This is a genomic window from Oceanobacillus sp. J11TS1 (assembly GCF_018333215.1).
Lineage (GTDB): Bacteria > Bacillota > Bacilli > Bacillales > Amphibacillaceae > Oceanobacillus.
Genome location: NZ_BORO01000013.1, coordinates 21,833 through 40,023 on the forward strand (window position 1 = coordinate 21,833; position 18,191 = coordinate 40,023).

The 18,191-nt window shown below is 35.6% G+C and carries 21 protein-coding genes; 12 read left to right on the forward strand and 9 right to left on the reverse strand.

Going from position 1 to position 18,191, the window contains the following annotated elements; genetic code table 11:
- Positions 1–171 precede the first annotated feature (171 nt).
- From KI343_RS11535 to KI343_RS11545, 3 genes are all read right to left on the reverse strand, one after another.
- Positions 172–1,038, reverse strand: coding sequence for an AraC family transcriptional regulator (locus tag KI343_RS11535; RefSeq protein ID WP_212926579.1), 867 nt, complete (start codon positions 1,036–1,038; stop codon positions 172–174).
- A gap of 273 nt (positions 1,039–1,311) precedes the next feature.
- Positions 1,312–1,800 carry a PTS sugar transporter subunit IIA gene (locus KI343_RS11540; protein WP_212926580.1) on the reverse strand — a complete coding sequence of 163 codons (489 nt, stop codon included), beginning with the start codon at positions 1,798–1,800 and terminating at the stop codon, positions 1,312–1,314.
- An 86-nt stretch (positions 1,801–1,886) separates the two neighbouring features.
- Complete coding sequence (locus KI343_RS11545; protein WP_212926581.1) at positions 1,887–2,393, reverse strand: hypothetical protein; 507 nt, start codon at positions 2,391–2,393, stop codon at positions 1,887–1,889.
- Between the two features lie 199 nt (positions 2,394–2,592).
- On the opposite strand from KI343_RS11545, the gene KI343_RS11550 reads away from it, so the two are divergent.
- Positions 2,593–3,255 carry a hypothetical protein gene (locus KI343_RS11550; protein ID WP_212926582.1) on the forward strand — a complete coding sequence of 221 codons (663 nt, stop codon included), beginning with the start codon at positions 2,593–2,595 and terminating at the stop codon, positions 3,253–3,255.
- Between the two features lie 109 nt (positions 3,256–3,364).
- Here the strand turns inward: KI343_RS11550 and KI343_RS11555 are convergent, their stop codons facing one another.
- Positions 3,365–3,919 carry a histidine phosphatase family protein gene (locus tag KI343_RS11555; RefSeq protein ID WP_212926583.1) on the reverse strand — a complete coding sequence of 185 codons (555 nt, stop codon included), beginning with the start codon at positions 3,917–3,919 and terminating at the stop codon, positions 3,365–3,367.
- A 154-nt stretch (positions 3,920–4,073) separates the two neighbouring features.
- Between KI343_RS11555 and KI343_RS11560 the strand changes: the two genes are divergently transcribed.
- From KI343_RS11560 to KI343_RS11585, 6 genes are all read left to right on the forward strand, one after another.
- A complete protein-coding gene (locus KI343_RS11560) occupies positions 4,074–4,796 on the forward strand; it encodes an ATP-binding cassette domain-containing protein (protein ID WP_212926584.1) in 723 nt (240 codons plus the stop codon).
- Positions 4,793–5,542: an ABC transporter permease gene (locus tag KI343_RS11565; RefSeq protein ID WP_212926585.1), complete on the forward strand. Its 750-nt coding sequence runs from the start codon at positions 4,793–4,795 to the stop codon at positions 5,540–5,542. The genes KI343_RS11560 and KI343_RS11565 overlap by 4 nt, the downstream gene beginning before the upstream one ends.
- 10 nt (positions 5,543–5,552) lie before the next feature.
- Positions 5,553–5,930, forward strand: a complete 378-nt coding sequence (locus tag KI343_RS11570; protein ID WP_212926586.1) for a group-specific protein — start codon at positions 5,553–5,555, stop codon at positions 5,928–5,930.
- Positions 5,911–6,450, forward strand: coding sequence for an RNA polymerase sigma factor (locus KI343_RS11575; RefSeq protein WP_374705435.1), 540 nt, complete (start codon positions 5,911–5,913; stop codon positions 6,448–6,450). The genes KI343_RS11570 and KI343_RS11575 overlap by 20 nt, the downstream gene beginning before the upstream one ends.
- Positions 6,437–6,688: a hypothetical protein gene (locus KI343_RS11580; protein WP_212926587.1), complete on the forward strand. Its 252-nt coding sequence runs from the start codon at positions 6,437–6,439 to the stop codon at positions 6,686–6,688. Before KI343_RS11575 ends, KI343_RS11580 begins: the two co-directional genes overlap by 14 nt.
- A gap of 214 nt (positions 6,689–6,902) precedes the next feature.
- Positions 6,903–7,112, forward strand: a complete 210-nt coding sequence (locus KI343_RS11585; protein ID WP_244856896.1) for a hypothetical protein — start codon at positions 6,903–6,905, stop codon at positions 7,110–7,112.
- A gap of 168 nt (positions 7,113–7,280) precedes the next feature.
- Here the strand turns inward: KI343_RS11585 and KI343_RS11590 are convergent, their stop codons facing one another.
- From KI343_RS11590 to KI343_RS11600, 3 genes are all read right to left on the reverse strand, one after another.
- On the reverse strand, positions 7,281–9,416 hold the full coding sequence (locus tag KI343_RS11590; protein WP_212926588.1) for an SNF2-related protein: 2,136 nt from the start codon (positions 9,414–9,416) through the stop codon (positions 7,281–7,283).
- A gap of 46 nt (positions 9,417–9,462) precedes the next feature.
- Entirely contained in the window at positions 9,463–9,627 is a 165-nt protein-coding gene (locus KI343_RS11595) for a hypothetical protein (RefSeq protein ID WP_212926589.1), read from the reverse strand.
- 141 nt (positions 9,628–9,768) lie between these two features.
- Positions 9,769–9,954 carry a hypothetical protein gene (locus KI343_RS11600; protein WP_212926590.1) on the reverse strand — a complete coding sequence of 62 codons (186 nt, stop codon included), beginning with the start codon at positions 9,952–9,954 and terminating at the stop codon, positions 9,769–9,771.
- Positions 9,955–10,238: 284 nt separating this feature from the next.
- On the opposite strand from KI343_RS11600, the gene KI343_RS11605 reads away from it, so the two are divergent.
- Both KI343_RS11605 and KI343_RS11610 read left to right on the forward strand, forming a co-directional pair.
- Entirely contained in the window at positions 10,239–10,481 is a 243-nt protein-coding gene (locus KI343_RS11605) for an AbrB/MazE/SpoVT family DNA-binding domain-containing protein (RefSeq protein WP_212926591.1), read from the forward strand.
- Positions 10,481–10,900, forward strand: a complete 420-nt coding sequence (locus KI343_RS11610) for a type II toxin-antitoxin system death-on-curing family toxin (protein ID WP_212926592.1) — start codon at positions 10,481–10,483, stop codon at positions 10,898–10,900. The genes KI343_RS11605 and KI343_RS11610 overlap by 1 nt, the downstream gene beginning before the upstream one ends.
- A 71-nt stretch (positions 10,901–10,971) precedes the next feature.
- Here KI343_RS11610 and KI343_RS11615 read toward each other — a convergent pair whose 3' ends face one another.
- A complete protein-coding gene (locus KI343_RS11615) occupies positions 10,972–11,724 on the reverse strand; it encodes an HAD-IIB family hydrolase (protein WP_212926593.1) in 753 nt (250 codons plus the stop codon).
- A 435-nt stretch (positions 11,725–12,159) separates the two neighbouring features.
- On the opposite strand from KI343_RS11615, the gene KI343_RS11620 reads away from it, so the two are divergent.
- Both KI343_RS11620 and KI343_RS11625 read left to right on the forward strand, forming a co-directional pair.
- Positions 12,160–13,038 (forward strand): TetR/AcrR family transcriptional regulator, encoded by an 879-nt coding sequence (locus tag KI343_RS11620; protein ID WP_212926594.1) that lies wholly within the window; start codon positions 12,160–12,162, stop codon positions 13,036–13,038.
- A 50-nt stretch (positions 13,039–13,088) separates the two neighbouring features.
- Positions 13,089–13,619, forward strand: a complete 531-nt coding sequence (locus KI343_RS11625; protein ID WP_212926595.1) for a hypothetical protein — start codon at positions 13,089–13,091, stop codon at positions 13,617–13,619.
- A gap of 355 nt (positions 13,620–13,974) precedes the next feature.
- On the opposite strand, the gene KI343_RS11630 is transcribed toward KI343_RS11625, so the two are convergent.
- The gene (locus tag KI343_RS11630; RefSeq protein WP_212926596.1) at positions 13,975–16,182 is read right to left on the reverse strand and encodes a Z1 domain-containing protein; all 2,208 of its coding nucleotides are present in this window, start codon (positions 16,180–16,182) and stop codon (positions 13,975–13,977) included.
- 477 nt (positions 16,183–16,659) lie between these two features.
- On the opposite strand from KI343_RS11630, the gene KI343_RS11635 reads away from it, so the two are divergent.
- Complete coding sequence (locus tag KI343_RS11635) at positions 16,660–18,006, forward strand: J domain-containing protein (protein WP_212926597.1); 1,347 nt, start codon at positions 16,660–16,662, stop codon at positions 18,004–18,006.
- Positions 18,007–18,191 lie beyond the last annotated feature (185 nt).

An 18,191-nucleotide genomic window follows, 5' to 3' on the forward strand; every position in this document is an offset into this window, starting at 1 on the left:
AAATTCCTATTGAGGGTGTTTTTATACTCTATTTTTCTAGAAAAGTATTTCACCACTACCTTTTAGCAAATCCTGGAGTTAGTTTAAAACCCAATATATTAAAATCAGCTGCTTTTTCAATTATGTAACTTCTAAAATATAAAAAACAAGCTATTCTTCAGCTTGTTTTCTCTACTTTTTCATTTTATTTTCTTTTCGATATTGACCTGGTGTTACCTTATAAACTGATTTAAATACTCGATTAAACGACTTTTCATTTGGAAAACCATTCTCCAAGGCAATATAAATAATGGAGTTATCTGTATTTAACAAATCTCTATATGATTTCTCAAGGCGAATTGCATTGATATAACCTAACACTGTCATCCCCATATGCTTTAGAAAGAAACGGGAAAGATAAGCGGAGGATAAATTAAATTTGTTTGCAATCAGCTCTATAGTTAAATTCTGATTATAATTTTCTTTAATGTAATTTGTAATCTTTGTCAAACGCTCCAGATATTTTTCCGTTTTAATAATTCCCATTCTTTTTTCATTTATTTTAAAATACTTTAATAAAATATAAATCAGTTCATACGATAAACCCTTAAACCGGATGAACGCTAAACTATCTTTCTTTGCATTCTCATAGGCTTCTACCATAGAATCCAATACGTTTCTCAGCTCTGCAAATTGTTTTATTCTCGCTTCATCTTTTTCACCAATAGAGATGCAATTAAAGGTAATCTGGTTATCATTCTCTGTATTCTCTGTTAGAAACTCTATAGGTATAAAGAAAGTAACTCCCTTAAATCCTCGATCCTGATCGACAAAAACAGAGTGAATGGAATTGGAATTTATTAAGACAATATCCCCGCCTTTTACAGTGTAGTTTGCACCATCAATATAGATTTCCTGCACTTGACCAGAAATAATGTAGGATATTTCTATTGTTTCATGCCAATGTCTCGGTATAAATTGATGTTCTTCTCTTTCATAAATCACTACTTTTACAGGTACTTTGTCATCATTTTGCATCACTTCATATTTATATTCCATTTTTCTCACCTGCACTCAGCATTAGAATTATTTATGATGCTTCTATGTTCCCTGCGCCTTTAGTATCTACTTTGTTATATAATTCATTATAATAAATCTTCATATAAACACAAAGAAAGAAACGATCATATCCCTATATTCCAAGAGGTATGATCGCTTTATCATTTTTACTTCTACTATCCTTCAAACAAAGAAAATTCACAGTAGGAAAACCCAAATCCTTATTCCGCTTCCGGTAATACTCACCTTTTGAACCCTCTTTTTCAATTCTTATTATTTCACCGTAATAACAACATCTTCACTTGCACGAACCTGCTTCACGTCTTGTTTATTTAAAGCTTCTATACTATCCATATTTGTAATAAGCATCGGCGTAACAGTGCTTGCTGCTTTTTCCTCTACCACTGCTAAATCCACATCAACAAGTGCATCGCCTTTTTTTACTTTATCTCCTTCTTTAACATGGATGGTAAACCCTTCTCCATTTAAAGAAACCGTTTCTAAACCAATATGAATCAAAATTTCCGCTCCATTGCTGGCTTTAATTCCTACCGCATGTTTGGTCGGGAACGCTTGCACAATATCCCCATCAACTGGTGAGACAACTTTTCCATTCGATGGTCTAATAGCAATTCCGTCTCCCATCATTTTTTGTGCAAATACAGGATCCGGTACTTCCTCCAAAGGAACCACTTCTCCATCAACTGGTGCAAATAATTCAATTTCTTGATTTTCTTTCTTTTTAAAAAGCTTTCCAAACATGACTATCCCTCCAAAATTTCTATATAACCTAATTTTATCATATGTCCTTTTGAATTACTTAAAAAATCGCTACAACCTTCTTATCCTCATCTTTGCTCTTCTTTTTTCTTCTTATCTCTCACCTCGTATATATCCATCGCTAAGAACAAAATTAATAAGACGATAGCAAGAATACTGTTCGTTTGTTGCGAAAGATCAAAAAATATTCCAATCATATAAAATAGGATGAACCGTATAATTGCCATTGCGGCCAAGGTAAATAGACTTGTTCTAAACAGGTATTTGACAATCACAGAAATAATATCATCCAGAATAAAAGCGTATGCGACTACAATCAAAATAATATAAAACAAGGTATTTGCATCTATTTGAAAGCCTAAAAGACTTTTGGCTATGGTGACAGAACCAAAAAATGCAAAAATAAATAGCATGATAACAACCGTTATAATAAGGGACAAACCACAAGCAACAATGGCCCTTACGTAGCTTTTCTCCTCTTCCCCCTCTTTTTTAGACATAAAGGTAACAAACCAATAAGATCCGATTGCGAGGGGAATAAATAGAACCGCAAAAAGGATTAGAATTTTAAACATTGTACCCCCTCCATTATAAAACCGAATACAAGGAATTATAACAAAAATTAAACATAATTTATCTATATGGATAAGAAAATATAGATCCATCTTTCTGTGTGAGAGTTTATTTTAAATAGGAAAATCAAAAATAAAAGAAACCTTTTCCTCGTTTCTTTCGTATGTTCTACCAAAGGGCACTATTCGGAGGTAAGATAAAATGTTACGTTCTTTCAACAGCAAGCGCAGGCAAAGAGCAATGAAGAAAGTAAAAGATGGAGACGGGCATGCGTTGAAGCCCTATCGTTTTTATGAAATATTCTATCGTTCTCTTTTTTATATGAATCTGCGTGAAGTTGATGGCGAACTGCATACCTATGCGGTCCATGTTAATTACTTTGATGAAAATGATTCGGTAGATTTATATCGCGACGGAAAACACCATGCAAAAGCCACTACTCCTGCCATTTTCCCGGTTCCTGGAGGTGTAATTGAGGTGGCTGCAACTACTTATGGTTTGAAACGAATTCATTATATTACAGAAGATGAACAGGAATATGTACTATCTCCAGACCGCCGTTCCGCCGAAGGATTACGCATGCGCTTTGATGCAAAATTTCCTAAGGCTAGCTCTATTATCGGTAAGCTGGCGATATTTACTCTATTAGTCTCTTTCATACTAGGCCTGCCACAACTGGCTTCTCTTATCTCGCAGTTTCCGTTCATTGAAGAAAGATGGGGTTCCTTTGAGTCACCAATTGTCCTTCCTTCTTGGTTAAATATGACGCTATTAATCGCAGGAACAGTTGCAGCTATTGAACGTACCTTAACATTGAAAAATCATTGGCTGATAGATATGGAAACGAGCTGGTGGGATGAGTAAAAGAAGTTAGATATACTTTCTATTTTCAAAGCAAAGTACCTAAAAATGAAAGGGTGCCTCTCGAAAAATGAGACACGCTTTCGTTGCTTAAAACTATAATCTTCTAATTTTATGGTTCTTTCCATAACCGTTGCAATTGATGATTATTATCTGATATCTGTAATTCGTAGACATCTGGATTGCTAAGATTTCTCCATGTTTCAAAACTTAAGCGTTTATCATAATGATGCAACAGCAAAGATATAATACCCCCGTGGGCAACAATTAAGCTATTTTGAGAATCATTTGCGATCAAACTATGTACCACTTCAACGATTCGCCGGATTGCTTCGTTACTGCTTTCTCCACCTTCATATTTCAAATTGAAATCATTATAGGTTGCCTCCAGCTTTTCCATCCAGTCTGGCATCGAAACAGAGCTTAGCACCCTCTCCCGCAAACGATGATCCACTTCAATTTCCAAATGCTTTTCCGCCGCAAATGGCTCTATCGTTTGAATAGCTCGTAAAAATGGACTGGAAACAATCCGATCTAAATTTCTCTCAAATAGAAATTTAGATAGCTCTCTTGCCTGTTCTTTTCCTTTTGCTGTTAATGGCGCATCTGGTGCTTGACTTTCTGCTTCACAATGCCGGATAATATAGATATTTTTATTCACCTTCATCAGCATCCCCTTCCCAAAGATTAATTGCTGCTTCTGCTATAGCATGTATTAGGCTTGATTATATATTGATTTGCCACTTTTCGCACCTATCTGATTATTTTTTTGAACCTTTCTCCTTCCCTATTTGTATAGTTAGTAAACAGGGGGGATGAAAGTGACTTTAACCGTAGAAAATCTAACCAAAAAATATGGAAATACTACTGTATTAAACAAAATTACCGGAACTTTTTCAGAAGGCAAGTGTTATCTGTTGCTTGGTGAAAATGGTTCTGGCAAATCTACCTTAGCCAGATGCCTTGCGGGGGATGAACCTTATGATGAAGGCACTATTTCTCTGAAGCAAGATACAATTCATTTTAGTGATCAGATTGCTTTACAATACCAAGATTTTGACAGTTACCCACATTTAAAGGTAAAAGAGGTTATCCAGCTATTCCGTCAACTAATTACCAATCCTTTTCATACAGATGAATTAGAAAAAATATTGGATATGGATACCTTCACCAATACACTCATAAAAAACACATCGGGAGGCCAGCGAAAAGCCGTTTCCATTTTATTAGCATTCTTACTAAATAAGCCTTTTATATTACTGGATGAACCGTTTGCCGATCTCGATTTGCATAAAAAGCAACGCTTAGCCGATTTTTTACAAAGGCAGGTAAAGCAAAACAATAAATGTCTCATCCTTATCAGTCATGAAATAACTGGTTTGGAGGATTTATTTGACTATGTCTATATATTAAAGAATGGCACATTTATCGAACAGGGGAGCCATACAGAACTCCTGCAAAAATATCCGGATAATGTATTTCCAGGATTGGCAGGTGTGTACTTTGAAGTGACCGGAAAAACATTAAAGGAGATGACAGGATGATTGTATCTGTTGCAAAAGGTTACATGCTAGAAACTTTGCGAAATTTTGGCGTTCTTTTTGGAAATATACTTCCGCCTATTATATTCTTGATTTGCTCCGTATTAGTTAAAAGCTTCTTAGACAGTCCAGAAACAGTAGAATTTATGATTAAGGGACAATTTCTCCCTATCTCGATTTTATTATTGTTATTCTCTTTTTCCCTTTCCAGCGCCACCATTTATTTAGCAGAACTAAAAGCGCATAAAACCTTCCATTGGTTGAAAAGAACAGATGTCTCCCCATTCATTTATTTTTTGGGAATGGGTGTCGGGGTATTTCTCTTCATGAATTTATTACTTATTCTGCTTTTGATAGGTTATGCATGGGTAGCGTCTATCTCGATTACTTCATTCCTGATGATTCATTTTATCTGTAATCTGATCTTGTTAGCTTTGTATCCAGCCAGCTTTATTATTGCTGGTATTGTGAAAGATGAAAAAGTAGCGCAGAGCTTATTGGTTCCTGGTATGATTATTTTAATGTTTTCAATTACGATGCCTTCTTTATTCTTAACCATAGGCGGCGCGAATCCACAAGATTACTATATCTTTTTAAGTTGGAATCCAATGCTTTATTTATTTGATACGCTTCATGCACAATTACAATTAATTGATCATACATGGCTAAATCTTTATCACTATGCACTTATTTTAATCGGTTTCAGCATCATCTTTAGTATACTAGCGAAAAAAATATACAATAGATAGGAAGAGTTATATGGACACAGGATATATTGTTTCTTTAATTGCAGTGGGAATTTGGATGATTGTAATTTTATCCATCGCTATTCCCTTAAATCGTAAATATGTTGTCAAAGAAAATGGGAAAATAAATTATAAGAAGACAACCATCTATTTAAGATGGAATATGTTCGATACACTCACATTGCTGGTTGCTATTTATACCATTATTTGCGTGCAGATATTAAATTTTTTATTAATGTCAGGGGCTACCATCGAAAACCCTTACGTTCAATTTTTTACGAATCAATCACAGGCTTGGGTAATTGTTACGGTTGCTTACCTTGTATCTCGTGTTTCACTTACTTTAAAATCAATCAAAGCTCATTTAGAGGATAAAGAAGATGAAACGTAACGAAGAATGGATGAAAATCTATCAAAATGGGGATGAAGCAGGATATACCGCATTATATGAAAAACTCCATGAGCCGCTGTATTGCTTCTTATACCGATATACACAGGAAGAACAGCTTAGTATCGATATTATACAGGATACTTTTGAAATCTTACAAAAGAAAAAACATACATTTAACCCTGCTAAAGGTACGGTCAAGGCCTATCTATTTCAAATAGCTTACCGTTTATTAATGAACAAATTAAACAGGAGAAAAAAATGGCGATCCTTACTCCCATTTTTAGCCCCACAGACTCATCACTCCATAAACATGGATGAAAAACTGTGGATTCAGCAAGCTATTGCCAAACTTCCAGATAAGCAACGAGCGATTATTTTACTGGTTTATTATGAAGATTTACCACAACGTGAGATTGCATCCATATTAAATATCCCTGTAGGTACTGTTAAATCAAGGCTACATCAGGCAATTAAAACATTAAAAGAGGATCTAAAGGAGGATTTTTATGTTAAAGGATGAATTTAAAGGAGCAGATAAGCTAAAAACAGAGCTGAATCAATTTCATGTTACTGTTCCAGAACAAAAGCTAAGGCAAAAACAAACAACTTGGCAGCGATTTATCCGCTATTTAGCTTCTCCTGCTCAAGATCCTTTTGAAAAAACAACAGTGACAACAGCTGGATTAAACTTAACCAGAATTATTCCTTTAGCTTGCGGGGTTGGGATAAGTATAGTTTCGTTAGTGATTTATACGTAATAACGGTGGTGTGTAATGATCGAAAGCTTAACAGGTGGATACAGCGATGTAACGATGTTGCGGCGAGCACCTAAAATTATCTGGATTGGATTGAATTCAAATACTAATAAACATCCAATTTCAAAGAATTAAATCAGATTATATCGCTGAATAATGTGTAGGTAAATATAAGTTCCTAAATAAACGTAACTTTTAGAAAGGAGAGGTACACAGATTGAATAAATATCAAGAACGCGTAATTTACATTTCAGCTGGAGCTCTTGTTTTCTTCTTAGTTCTTTCTTTAATAACAAATAATTTGGGATTCTTTTTAATGAGCTTATTCCCTGTTTTTTTTAATGTAATGATTGCTTTTTTTGCTAAAAACAACAAGCATATGCAAAAATTTAATCAAAGACATTCCGAGAAACTAAAACCAAAGTAAAACTAAAAAATAAGGTTTTGTAATTGTCAAATAAATACATGTTATAATTTTATAGTTTTTGAACGCGCAAAAAAGTCCATAGAATAGTGTTAAACAATCTTAATTAAACTCCTATTCTTTGGACCTTTTATACACCTATTGCTTCTTTTTGTAAAATATCAGCTAACCTTAGCGAACACCCTGCGTCAGTCGCTCCTTCTCCAGCTCCAACACTTTCTTTTGAAGGGAAGCTTCTTCTTCCTCTTGCTCCTGCTCATCCAATATACGTGTTGCCGTATCAGAATCTCTGACAAACAAGTCAAAGAGGTTTGATTTCTCTCCTAATACCTCCAGCATCGCTACATCAATGCTATCCTCCGTTAAGAGACGATAGACAACAACGTTTCGGGATTGCCCCATTCGATAAGCACGGCTGATTGCCTGTTCTTCCATAGATGGCTTCCATTGTGGCTCACATAAAACAACAACGTTTGCCGCTTGAATGTTTACACCCACACCGCCAGCAGTAATTTGACTGACCAAGACAGATCCAGCCTCATCCTCTGAGAATGCATCGATAATTTCCTGTCTTTTATGATTCGAGACATCGCCAGTAATTGCTCGATGGGGTTGCCCTTCTAGATTTTCACTGATGGTTTGGATAACCTCTTTAAAATAAGAAAATACTAACACCTTGTGCCCCTTCTCTTTAGCATTTTCACAGATTTCTAGAAGTTTTTTCAGCTTCGGCGATTTTTCTGGAGTCCCCCCCTGCCAGCCTGCACGACGCATTGCCATCACCTGTTCATCTTTGACAGCTTGTTGATAGTACTTTTCCTCTTCTTCGCCAAAATGAACCCACTCTGGAATGATTTCCAAATCCGGTAGTTCATTTAATACGTCCTTTCGATTTCTTCTTAAATAAACTGGGGCAATCGCTTTTCGAAATGCTTGTGGCTGCAGTAGAAGCATTTCTTCTGATAATTCTTTCGCAATGTCTGGTTGTAAAACAGAAATTAATTGTTGCATTTCTTTCACACTATTTTCTAGCGGCGTTCCACTCATAAATAGGACATACTCCGCCAGATTCGCTAAATGATAAACACTTTGCGAGCGCTTGGCATTGGGGTTTTTCACATAATGCGCCTCATCCACAATCAACGCATGGAGCTGGTGCTCTTCTTCCACTTGCATACGGACTGCCTGCTCAAACGTTGTAATTAAGACACCTGTTTCTTCTTGCCAAGCTTTAAATTGTTCGAGACGATTGCTGCCATAAAAGACAAATGTCTGTAAATTGGAGCGCAATTCAATCTCTCTTTTCCAATTTGCAAGAACGCTTAATGGACAAATAATAACAGCATGTCCCTGCTTGTTTTGCGCCAGATGATTGAGAATCGCAAGTGCTTGAATGGTCTTACCTAACCCCATCTCATCACCCAACAGCGTCTTTTTATACCGCAATGCATATTTTGCACCGAAAATTTGATAATTCCTCAAGGTAATGTTCAGCCCCGCCGTATCAAATGGATAATTATTCACCTCTTCAACTACCTCAGGCGGCAAACTTTCTGAGATATTCTTCGAATCAAAGTCCGTTGCCTTCTCAATCTCTGTATAGTAGAAAGCATTTTCTGTTTCAAAGTGCTTCTTAAGTTCTTCTTTACTCACTTCAAAATCAAGCATATAATCCAGCTTTTTCTTGATTTTCTCTAATTCCTTTTGGTGCGTGCTTCTATTTAAATTGGCAAAGGCAGACCGGATTTTTTCCTTCTCCTCTTTTGGCTGGAACAGCGCTCCAAAAAAACTCTTTTGCTTTTTTGCCATTTCAATATCAGGAATCGTTTCTTCATAGTACTCCTGAAACTTTGCTTGCAATTCCTCCAGAATCTTCAGCAAATGCCACTTCTTATAAATAGATTCTAACAAACTGAAGTCCTCATCCGAGATCTCATCTGGATTCACACGAGGTATTGCTTGTTCATAAACAGATTCTTTTATCTTTGTGACCGTTTGATAAATTTGCTGCGCAGTATTCTCGTCAATTCCTTCTATTTTCATTAAATCTGGAGGCTCCTGATCAGCTATATCTTTCATTGTTTGGAAACCGTTCTCCATTAAGCTATTTACCGGAACCCCTTTCTCAAATAAACCTGAGTCTATCGGCATCGCTTTTAATTGTTCTTTTCCTGAACTGATTTTCAGTCTCTGCCATATCCCTTTAATCCGATAATTAAATAAATCCTCCGAGCTAATATCAATGCTTTCGTGAATTCGATTCAATTCTGCTTCTAACCGTTCCACATCCTGTTTCGTCCTTACCATTCTTACTCCTCCTGCTGCTAATCTGAAAGATGTATATTTGTCTTTTTTATTTATTGCAGACAGCCCCTGCAGCGTACTGAGCACCACTCGCTGTTTCATCTATATTCAAGGTTTCATTCCCAGATAGAACTCTCTCCCTGTGGAATGAATGCCATCTTATTATTGTAGCATTGTTTACAGCTTGATAAAAAGGGAATAATCCCTTTATCATCGCATTCCTCCCCCTTGTATTTTACAAAAAATAGATTTTGCATTCTAGCGGAGCTTAAAAACAACCTAAAAAGCCGCTTGATATAAGCATATCTAACGGCTAGACTGAATTAATTTTGTTTTTATTTACGTGAAGCAAATTCTATGTAATATGAAAAGAATTTGCCCTTTGGACCTTCTGAAAAAAATGCTTATGGGATTTATTTTTTTGACTCCCCTTGAATAGATGATGGTTTCTGCTTAGTAATTCCTTATAGTACTGGGCAAATCCCGCATGTGATAATTGCAAATTAGCCATTCTCTTCATTGGCTCATCTGTTTTATCCATCCTATCATCCTCCTTGTTTAAACGTATGTACAAGGGGGTTCAATTATGAAACCGGGATGAAATATTATGGAAGATCACGGCTATTCCAATTGCTTTTTCAGCTTTTAAGCACCAATACAGGCTTAAAATATAATCAGCTATAGTTTATGATATAACAAAACCTATGTATATGACCGTCATCTTCTTGAGAAACTGAAATATATATGAATGTATATACTTTGATATATATATAATAGAAATGGGGTGCTATAATGAGTAGTAATAAACATAAAGGGGGTAAAAAAATGACTGTAAAAATGCATCGTTATGGGGGAAGTTCTGCAGTAATTGTTCCAGCATATATTAAAAAGGCTTTAGGTATTGACGAAACCACAGAGCTAGAAGTAGAACTAAAAGAAAATGGTTTCATGTTTACCCCTGTCTCAAAAAAGGAAGCAGCGTTAGAGTCAGACCAGGATTTTATCAATTTTCTAAAGGAAACGGACCAACAATACGGAGATGTTACACGGCGATTGGTGGATAAATAATGAATTATATTTCTGAACAAGATATTGTACGAATCAATGCGTATGTGATTGAAAAGTATTCACCAGGAGAACAAAAAGGAATAAATTCATATAAAGAACTTGATTCTGCACGAAATCGCCCAAAACAAAGTTTATTTGGGAAAGATGCCTATCCAACATTATTTACCAAATGCGCTACTCTGTGCCATTCCTTGATTAAAAATCATCCTTTTTATAATGCCAATAAACGAACTGCACTATGGTCTTTGATTTATATGCTGCGAATCAACGGATATAAATTAACGGCCAGTGAAGAAACTGTTGAAGAAATGATTCTCTTTATTGCACAGCGAGATGATAAAACAATCAATTTACAAGAGCATATTCAGTTTATCAGTGAATGGATAGAACGGCATACTGAAAAACAGATAAGGAGCTAGAAATATTTTTGATCAATATTCCCTAGCTCTTTTTCGACTACTAACGAACCTTGCTAAAAGATACGACAATATTACACCTGCACTCCTTGTGCCTTTTTATTCTCCAATACTCCCAATACGTTCCTTATCGTTGCTGGCAATTCTTCCTTCTGTATCGATATAGATGCATATTTTTTAACCTCATGTTCACCGACGCACACGCTGTATAATGCATTCTCAAACAAACACTGGTCATTACTGTCATTCCCAAATGCAATAAATTCTCTCACCTGTACGTTGTGCAATCCACTCACCTTATTAATTCCAACTGGACTGATATCGATTGCATTCTCCCCTTTGTAATATGTAATATTTACAGGCAGTGCGGAAAGTTCATCTATCACCTGCTGCGGCGGTTGGAAAAGAACGAGCTTACATACCTTGTCCAAACTTCGCAGCTCTTTATTCTGCGCGGAGCTTTGATTAATATTTTTATAAATAGGATGCGTCTTCAATCCATTAAAAGCATAGTCCCAATCGCTATCTGCCAAATAGGTTAGTTGATTAGCTTCCACCATCTCAATAAGATTTGTCAGCAGATCATCTTGAAAATGGGTCACACCAATCTTACCGCTACTTGCAGTATATCCCCCGTTTCCACCTACCAGTTTCCCTTGCTGAAAAGATTTCGGCAAAACAGGAATTATATCCCGAATTGGTCTCGCTGACGCAAAAATAACTTGATGTCCCGCTGTCTGTATTTCTTCTAATGCTTGTAGTATAGCTGGATCAATTGTTTTTCCATCAAAACAAATGGTGCCATCTATATCAAAAACAAAATTCATTTTGAATCACCTCTTTTTTAAAAATTCTTTTAACTTTCCTATTATAATTTATAGTACTGGCTATCCAAACTGAAAGCAAGCTTTACTCACTTCCCTTGAATTAATGCACCCAAAGATAAAGCAACCGTGTATCTCATTGTAATATTTTACTAATTTCGGGGTCCTTTTAATAGCAACTGATTCAATACCCTTCCAAATCATGGAGTCCGTCCAAAAGATATTTCATAAGCATTACATGTATTTCAGAAACGTTACAATTAAGGTAATATTTTATCACATTTCTTTTTTTATACTCACATAAACAAATTAAATGTAGTATTAAGAGTAAATAGATAGTAGGCCTATAAAATAACAAAATGTAAGTTCCCTTAAAAACATACTGAACTGACTAGTACAAATTTCGTTTTATCAAGTAATTATAGTGAGGTGAGTGATTTGAAAGAAAGGATTTTGAAAGCGGCATTAACATTATTTGCTCAAAAAGGCTATCATGCTACCAGTGTTCAAGAAATCGCTAATTGCGCTGAAGTATCTAGAAGTACTTTATATGCGTATTTTACATCAAAAAGAAATATACTCATTTCCGTCTATCAGTTTTATTTAGACAGTTTGTATGATCACTTACAAATGGAGTTAAAAGAGCATGAGCAGTTTGCAGAGAGGTTAAAAATTTTTAAAAAAGTGTTAAGAAGTTATTTAAGTGTTCCTTTTGAACATGAAGAGTTTTTAATCATGCAAATGAATGAACAAAATATTAACGACCCGGAGGTGGCAAATTATGTTATTGAGAAAAGAAATCAAATTTATAAAAGACTTGTAGAGATTATGCAATTTCTAGGTGGTAAGGATTTAAACTTCTGTTCACTAGATATCGTCATCATTTTAAATAGCTTGGTTGAAGAATATAGCGTTGTAGCAATATATGACCGTAAAAATATAAAAGTTGACGATCTTGTCGAGTATATTAGTCAGATTATTACATGTGTTTATGAAGGCTTTACCAAAAATCAAATCGAACCCTTATTAGATCCTAATACTTTTCCAGAAGACTATGAAAAGGAAAATAATATTGATATCCGCTCTTCTCTGAATAACAAAATAGAGGACTTAGAACTTTTAATTAAAAATATCAGACTATCTAGAGAAGAATATCTAGAAGTAAGCGCCTCAATAAAATTAATTCGTAAAGAACTCATTAAACCACAAGGTGATCTAATTATTGTTCAAGGCTTATTACGTAATATAGGACAAATTAAAGATTTAAGATATATAGTGAACACTTGTATATCAACCATTCAACAAAATATTAATTAAGTAGGTGATTCTATATGTTAGATAACTTTCTAGAGGTGGTTAGAATTTTCATGCAAATCTTAAAAGGAGAAATACCACTGGCTCAGGTCTATGCTGTCGTTTGTGTACTTATTGCAGTGAGTTTGCTTCACTTTGTAAGCGAGTTAATAAAATCCAAAGGAAAAATAAACATAATGAAATTAATTGTGGAAGCAATAGCTACAAGCTTTATAATTTTTATATTTTATATGGGCGTTTACATGTTTATATTTAAAGTCCTTAACTTCTTTATCAATGATAGTAGAATACTCAGCGATGTGAACTTACTGTGGTACACACTTATATCATTTATTTGCTTTATTTCTTTATTCTCTATATTCTTTTTATATCAAAAATTAAACACTTTAGGTCGTGGGGTTATCGTTGTTTTTCATATTCTTATTACGTATTCAATCATAACCTTCGTCAATCAAAATTGGGTACCACAAATAGAATTACCAATATTGACTATAATCTGCACGCTCATATTAAATTTAGTTTCTAGTATTTTCTTTATTACCTATGGCACAGAGACGAATCAAAAGGTAAGTGATGCTCCGTGAACCCAGAAATTGCTAACACTGTTTTTACGACCACTAAGAAAACGGTAATTGCGAAGATAGGATTAGTTAAATTGACTTTCAATAAAGATACAACTCGATTACCAGATAAAGAATCACCCATTCGAAAGATTTTATTCCTATAGCAGTTATCTTTCGGTGGGATGGAATTAAAAAAAGGAGAGGGGACGATTAAAGTTCCCTCTCCTTTTCGCACACTATTACTTCCAAACTTATAGCCAGTTTTCCTTCATAAAATGCAATTGCTCTAAATTCCCATATTCCCTTTGTTCCATAGAATGTTGCATTTCGCTATCCACTTGCTTATGACCTTTATAAAAACAATTGTTTATCTAAATTATTTCTCCTTAATCCCTTTGCCAGCAAACACCGTCGTTTTTGTCTCCTCAGGCGCAACCATCACCGGCCAATAGAATGCTCCGCCTCGCCAGCCTTGTTCTTCCGCTCCATTCTGCCTTATCAAAATTAATGATGGAACCACTCGAGCCAGATTCCTCGCTATTTTCAATTCATCCTGCTTCGTATCCGGCGCATCTTCAAATCGGCCGGTACTTTTGCGAATACGCGCCATATTACGATTCTGACGCAGAACAACCCAAACATGTCCTTTTCGATTCGTATCCATTTCCTCTGATAAATAATTCATCACGGAGCAATACGTTTCTAGATCCCAACCATAACCTTCCTTAAATTCATAAGTTTGATAAATCATTTCTAACAGTTCCTGTACTTTTTCCTTCTTCACAAGAAAACAACGAGCATCTTTGGGATGTATCGCTTTTGCTGTTCGCTTCATGGTTTCTACGTATTTATCCAATTTCTTCATTTCGCGCTGTAGGTAGCTCTTCGGAATCGTTTGAAATCCTGTCGGCAGCATCCGTTTCCCTGGCTTTAACATCTGCACACTTGATAACAATATTTTATTGGGATTGCATGGCAATATCGTATTATCCATGTCCTTTTGAATGAAGACAACTTCCCCGCTATTTGCTCCGAATTCAAAAGCACGGCGTAACTCTGTGTCAAATTCATGCATTTGCTCCATCACACTGTAAATACGCTTTGTCGTATAAAAACGGGTAACTGCAATATCCTCAAGCGGGCGCGCGCCGTACATTCTGGAATGCTGCAATACGGTATCCTGCTGGAATTTTTGCGGATTTCTTCCATAATAGAAACCAATTAAGTTTTTTATCGTTATACCTCGGTCAAGAATTTGCCCGCCAATAAAGAAATTCAGCGGAGTCCGTAATTTTAGTTCTCCTGATTTATCTAATAAATTATCGACATCTTGCTCCGAGTTCACAATTTCAATTAATAGCTCCTCCTCCACAATCGCTTCACGAACGTTGGATAATACTTCATCAAAGGATGGAAAATAGATATCCTTTATTTGAGAACGCACAAAATCCTGATAGGCTGTGCGGATTAATTGGTCAAAAATAGGATCATCCTTCCGAATCGCTTCCCGGAGCTGCTCCTCCATATGCAGCATCACTTCTTCCTGCCACTGATGAGCAGCCTTTGTGGTGATGGTGTGCATAATAAAAGCATATTTTTCAACACGCTGTTCCTTTCTCTCCTGTTGGATATTGCGGATTTTACTCCCAACAATAAAATGAATCAACGCGCTGCGAATTCCTTCATACCGCTCACCTGTAAGCAAATGGTTTACTTTCACTTTGCGTTTATCGCTTTTCCTTAAAATTTCCAGCTCCTCTTCTGAAATCTCATGATAAAGGTAACTTGCCATATGTCCATCTTCTTTGGATTTTTCAAAATACATTTCTCCACCGATATATTTATCATGTACCGGTACTAATTCTGTAAAAGCTGGCCGCTTCGGCTGAAAGGCTTTATGCTCATGTACCGTCATATCATCCGGCTGGAGATACAAGGAGTACGGAGTTGCGGTTACTTGTAGGTAGGCAGCATCTTCTAGCCTTGCACGGATCTGATCGATTTGCCCGGCAATGACTTTTAAATCAATGATATTTTTATCTTTTACATTGTCATAGGCAACAGAAGCAAAATCAGCTTCATCATCAATAAATAAAATTTTTCGTTCCGCTAGGTCTGGATACATTTCAAATAATAGATTTTCTAAACGCTGCATATTCTTCTTTTCCTTTTTAAGAACAATCGCAAGCTTTCTCTTTAATTCGAATTTACGCAGCTTTACAGGCATTTTCATAATGTCATAAACAGCTAAATGATCTTCCTCGATGCACTCCATAAACTCATTCTCTATTCTTTCAAAGGTCTGCTTAACAAGTGCATTCGAGTTTTTGGTTAAGATGATCACTACTTCAAATCCATTGTCCAATCCTAAGCCCATGGAACCCAGAAAGGAGCGGGTTTTCCCAGATTGGATATGTCCTAATAGCATTCCCGGCTTTTTCGACGTGGTGGAAACATCTAATAGCTTAGATACCGTACGATGCATGACATTTAATTCTTCTGTTTTATAATTATTTTTTCTATATAACGGAGAAAAGAACGTCCCATCCGTTTTTAATGTTGATTGGATTGTTTGCATATTCATTTGCTTACTTCCTTTGAATAATAAAAAAGTGACCTAATCAGCCACTTTTAGCTTTTTTATTTTGTATGATATATATCTGCTTTCCCTTTAAATATACCATTTTTAAATACCGCACTCAATCTATGTTAAGATAGAGAAATTGCTTCAGTGAAATGACCACAAATTAAGTGAATCACCTTGTTCTTGTCACTTTCTTGCTAGATTCGCAAAGAAAAGCTACAATGTAAAACGGACCCAAATACAAAATCCTATCTATTATAGTCTTAAGAGACAGTACTGCCTTTCAATATGCCTAAACAGTCATCCGCAAGAATAAGGCATCTATAAAACAGCAGAATCCTTCCCCAACTTTTTTATATAAGACGGAGATGATGCACGTTTCGTCTATGGGCAAGGGATTTTATTAATCTATATCGACAGGGATAAAGGAAGTGACTTTATCCTTTTTGGACCTTAAATAATGAGGAGTTTATCAATATGAGTAAAGTAAAACAAGAAAGCTATTATAAAATTCTTGGCACAACAGCAAATATTGGGCAAGCAAGAATCGAGGAAAAATATCTGGAGGCGTTGAAAAAACATCCTCTTGAAACAGATCCGGAAGGCCACGCTAAAGTGCAAGAAGCTTATGAGGTTTTAAAAGACCCCGATAGAAGGGCAGAATATGACTATATCCGTAAGCACGGTAAGTCAAAAGAAAATCAATCGAAAATAACCGACTCAGAAGCTTTAGCTAAGAAGAAGCAGGCAGATGTGGACATAGAAGATACCCAAACCGATAAAACCACACAGAATGATGAAGCAGAGCAATACATGATTGCTGCCAAGGAAGCAATGGATAAAGGAGATAATAAAGAAGCCTTTGAAATCTATAAAAAATTAAACCAATTAATACCGGATAGCGGAGAAGTTAAGTTTAAGCTATTAAAGCTAGCTAGTTTAAATGGCGATGTCAATGAGATGGAAAAGGTGTTTTCGGAAATTATTCCCCTTACTTCAAGTGATGAAGAGCTGCAAGTGATCTATACGTTAAAAGCCGATATTTACCAGGATAACGGCTATCTTGACAAAGCTATCGAAACGTACAAAGAATTATTGGAAAAATTCCCTAAACAAACAGCCATGTTCGTACCCCCACTTGCAAATCTTTATGCCAATGCAAAACAATATGATAAAGCCATGCATTTAATGGAGAAATCAATACCAACAGAAGCAGAGGATACAAAAACGATTACTGCATTCTATTTATTCTGGGTTAATATTATTATCACAGTCGAAAAATGGTCTGCATTATCAAAGGTGTTATCAAAATTCAAAAAGCATCTAAAAAATGTATCGGACAAAGTTTATTTAAAAGAACTACAAGAGGAACTTATCCAGCAATATATGTATTTTCATAAAGAAGCCCTATTTCAAGAAGCTGAGATTTACATCGGTTTAGCCGATTTCATCTCCCAAAATAAAGATGATGAAATTAAAAAAGCACATGTAACAACCAAAAAACAGTCTCGCCTGCAAAAAGAGATCAACAAACTGTCTCATGATGTAAATGCTTATCAGCTTCTTTATTACAGAGCATATGAATGGTTTTATACCGGAAAAATAGCTCCTGCAAAAATCATTGCTGTTATGAATGAATTACCTTTCTATATAAGACAGCAGCTAGAGGGTGACAAACAGAGCTATGCAGCAGGTATCTACCAATTGAAGAAAAAATATCCGCTCATCTATAAATCCTATCAAGATAAGTGGGATAACTTATTTGAACAGCTGACTGCAGGGCTTAGCCGACAGGAAAAACGAGATTTGCGTAAAAAGAAATAACAACAAAAAATGAGCCATTCTAAAAAGAGAAAGGCTCATTTTTTGTTTTTCTTCTATAAAGTTCATCTCAATTAGAGCCTGTTTAATTTCCGGTTCTAAATCGACGGAGTATTATCCCTGCAAGCATGATTGGCAAAGGTAATCGTTTATGAATCGGATGTAAAATACCAGTCACACCTTAAAAA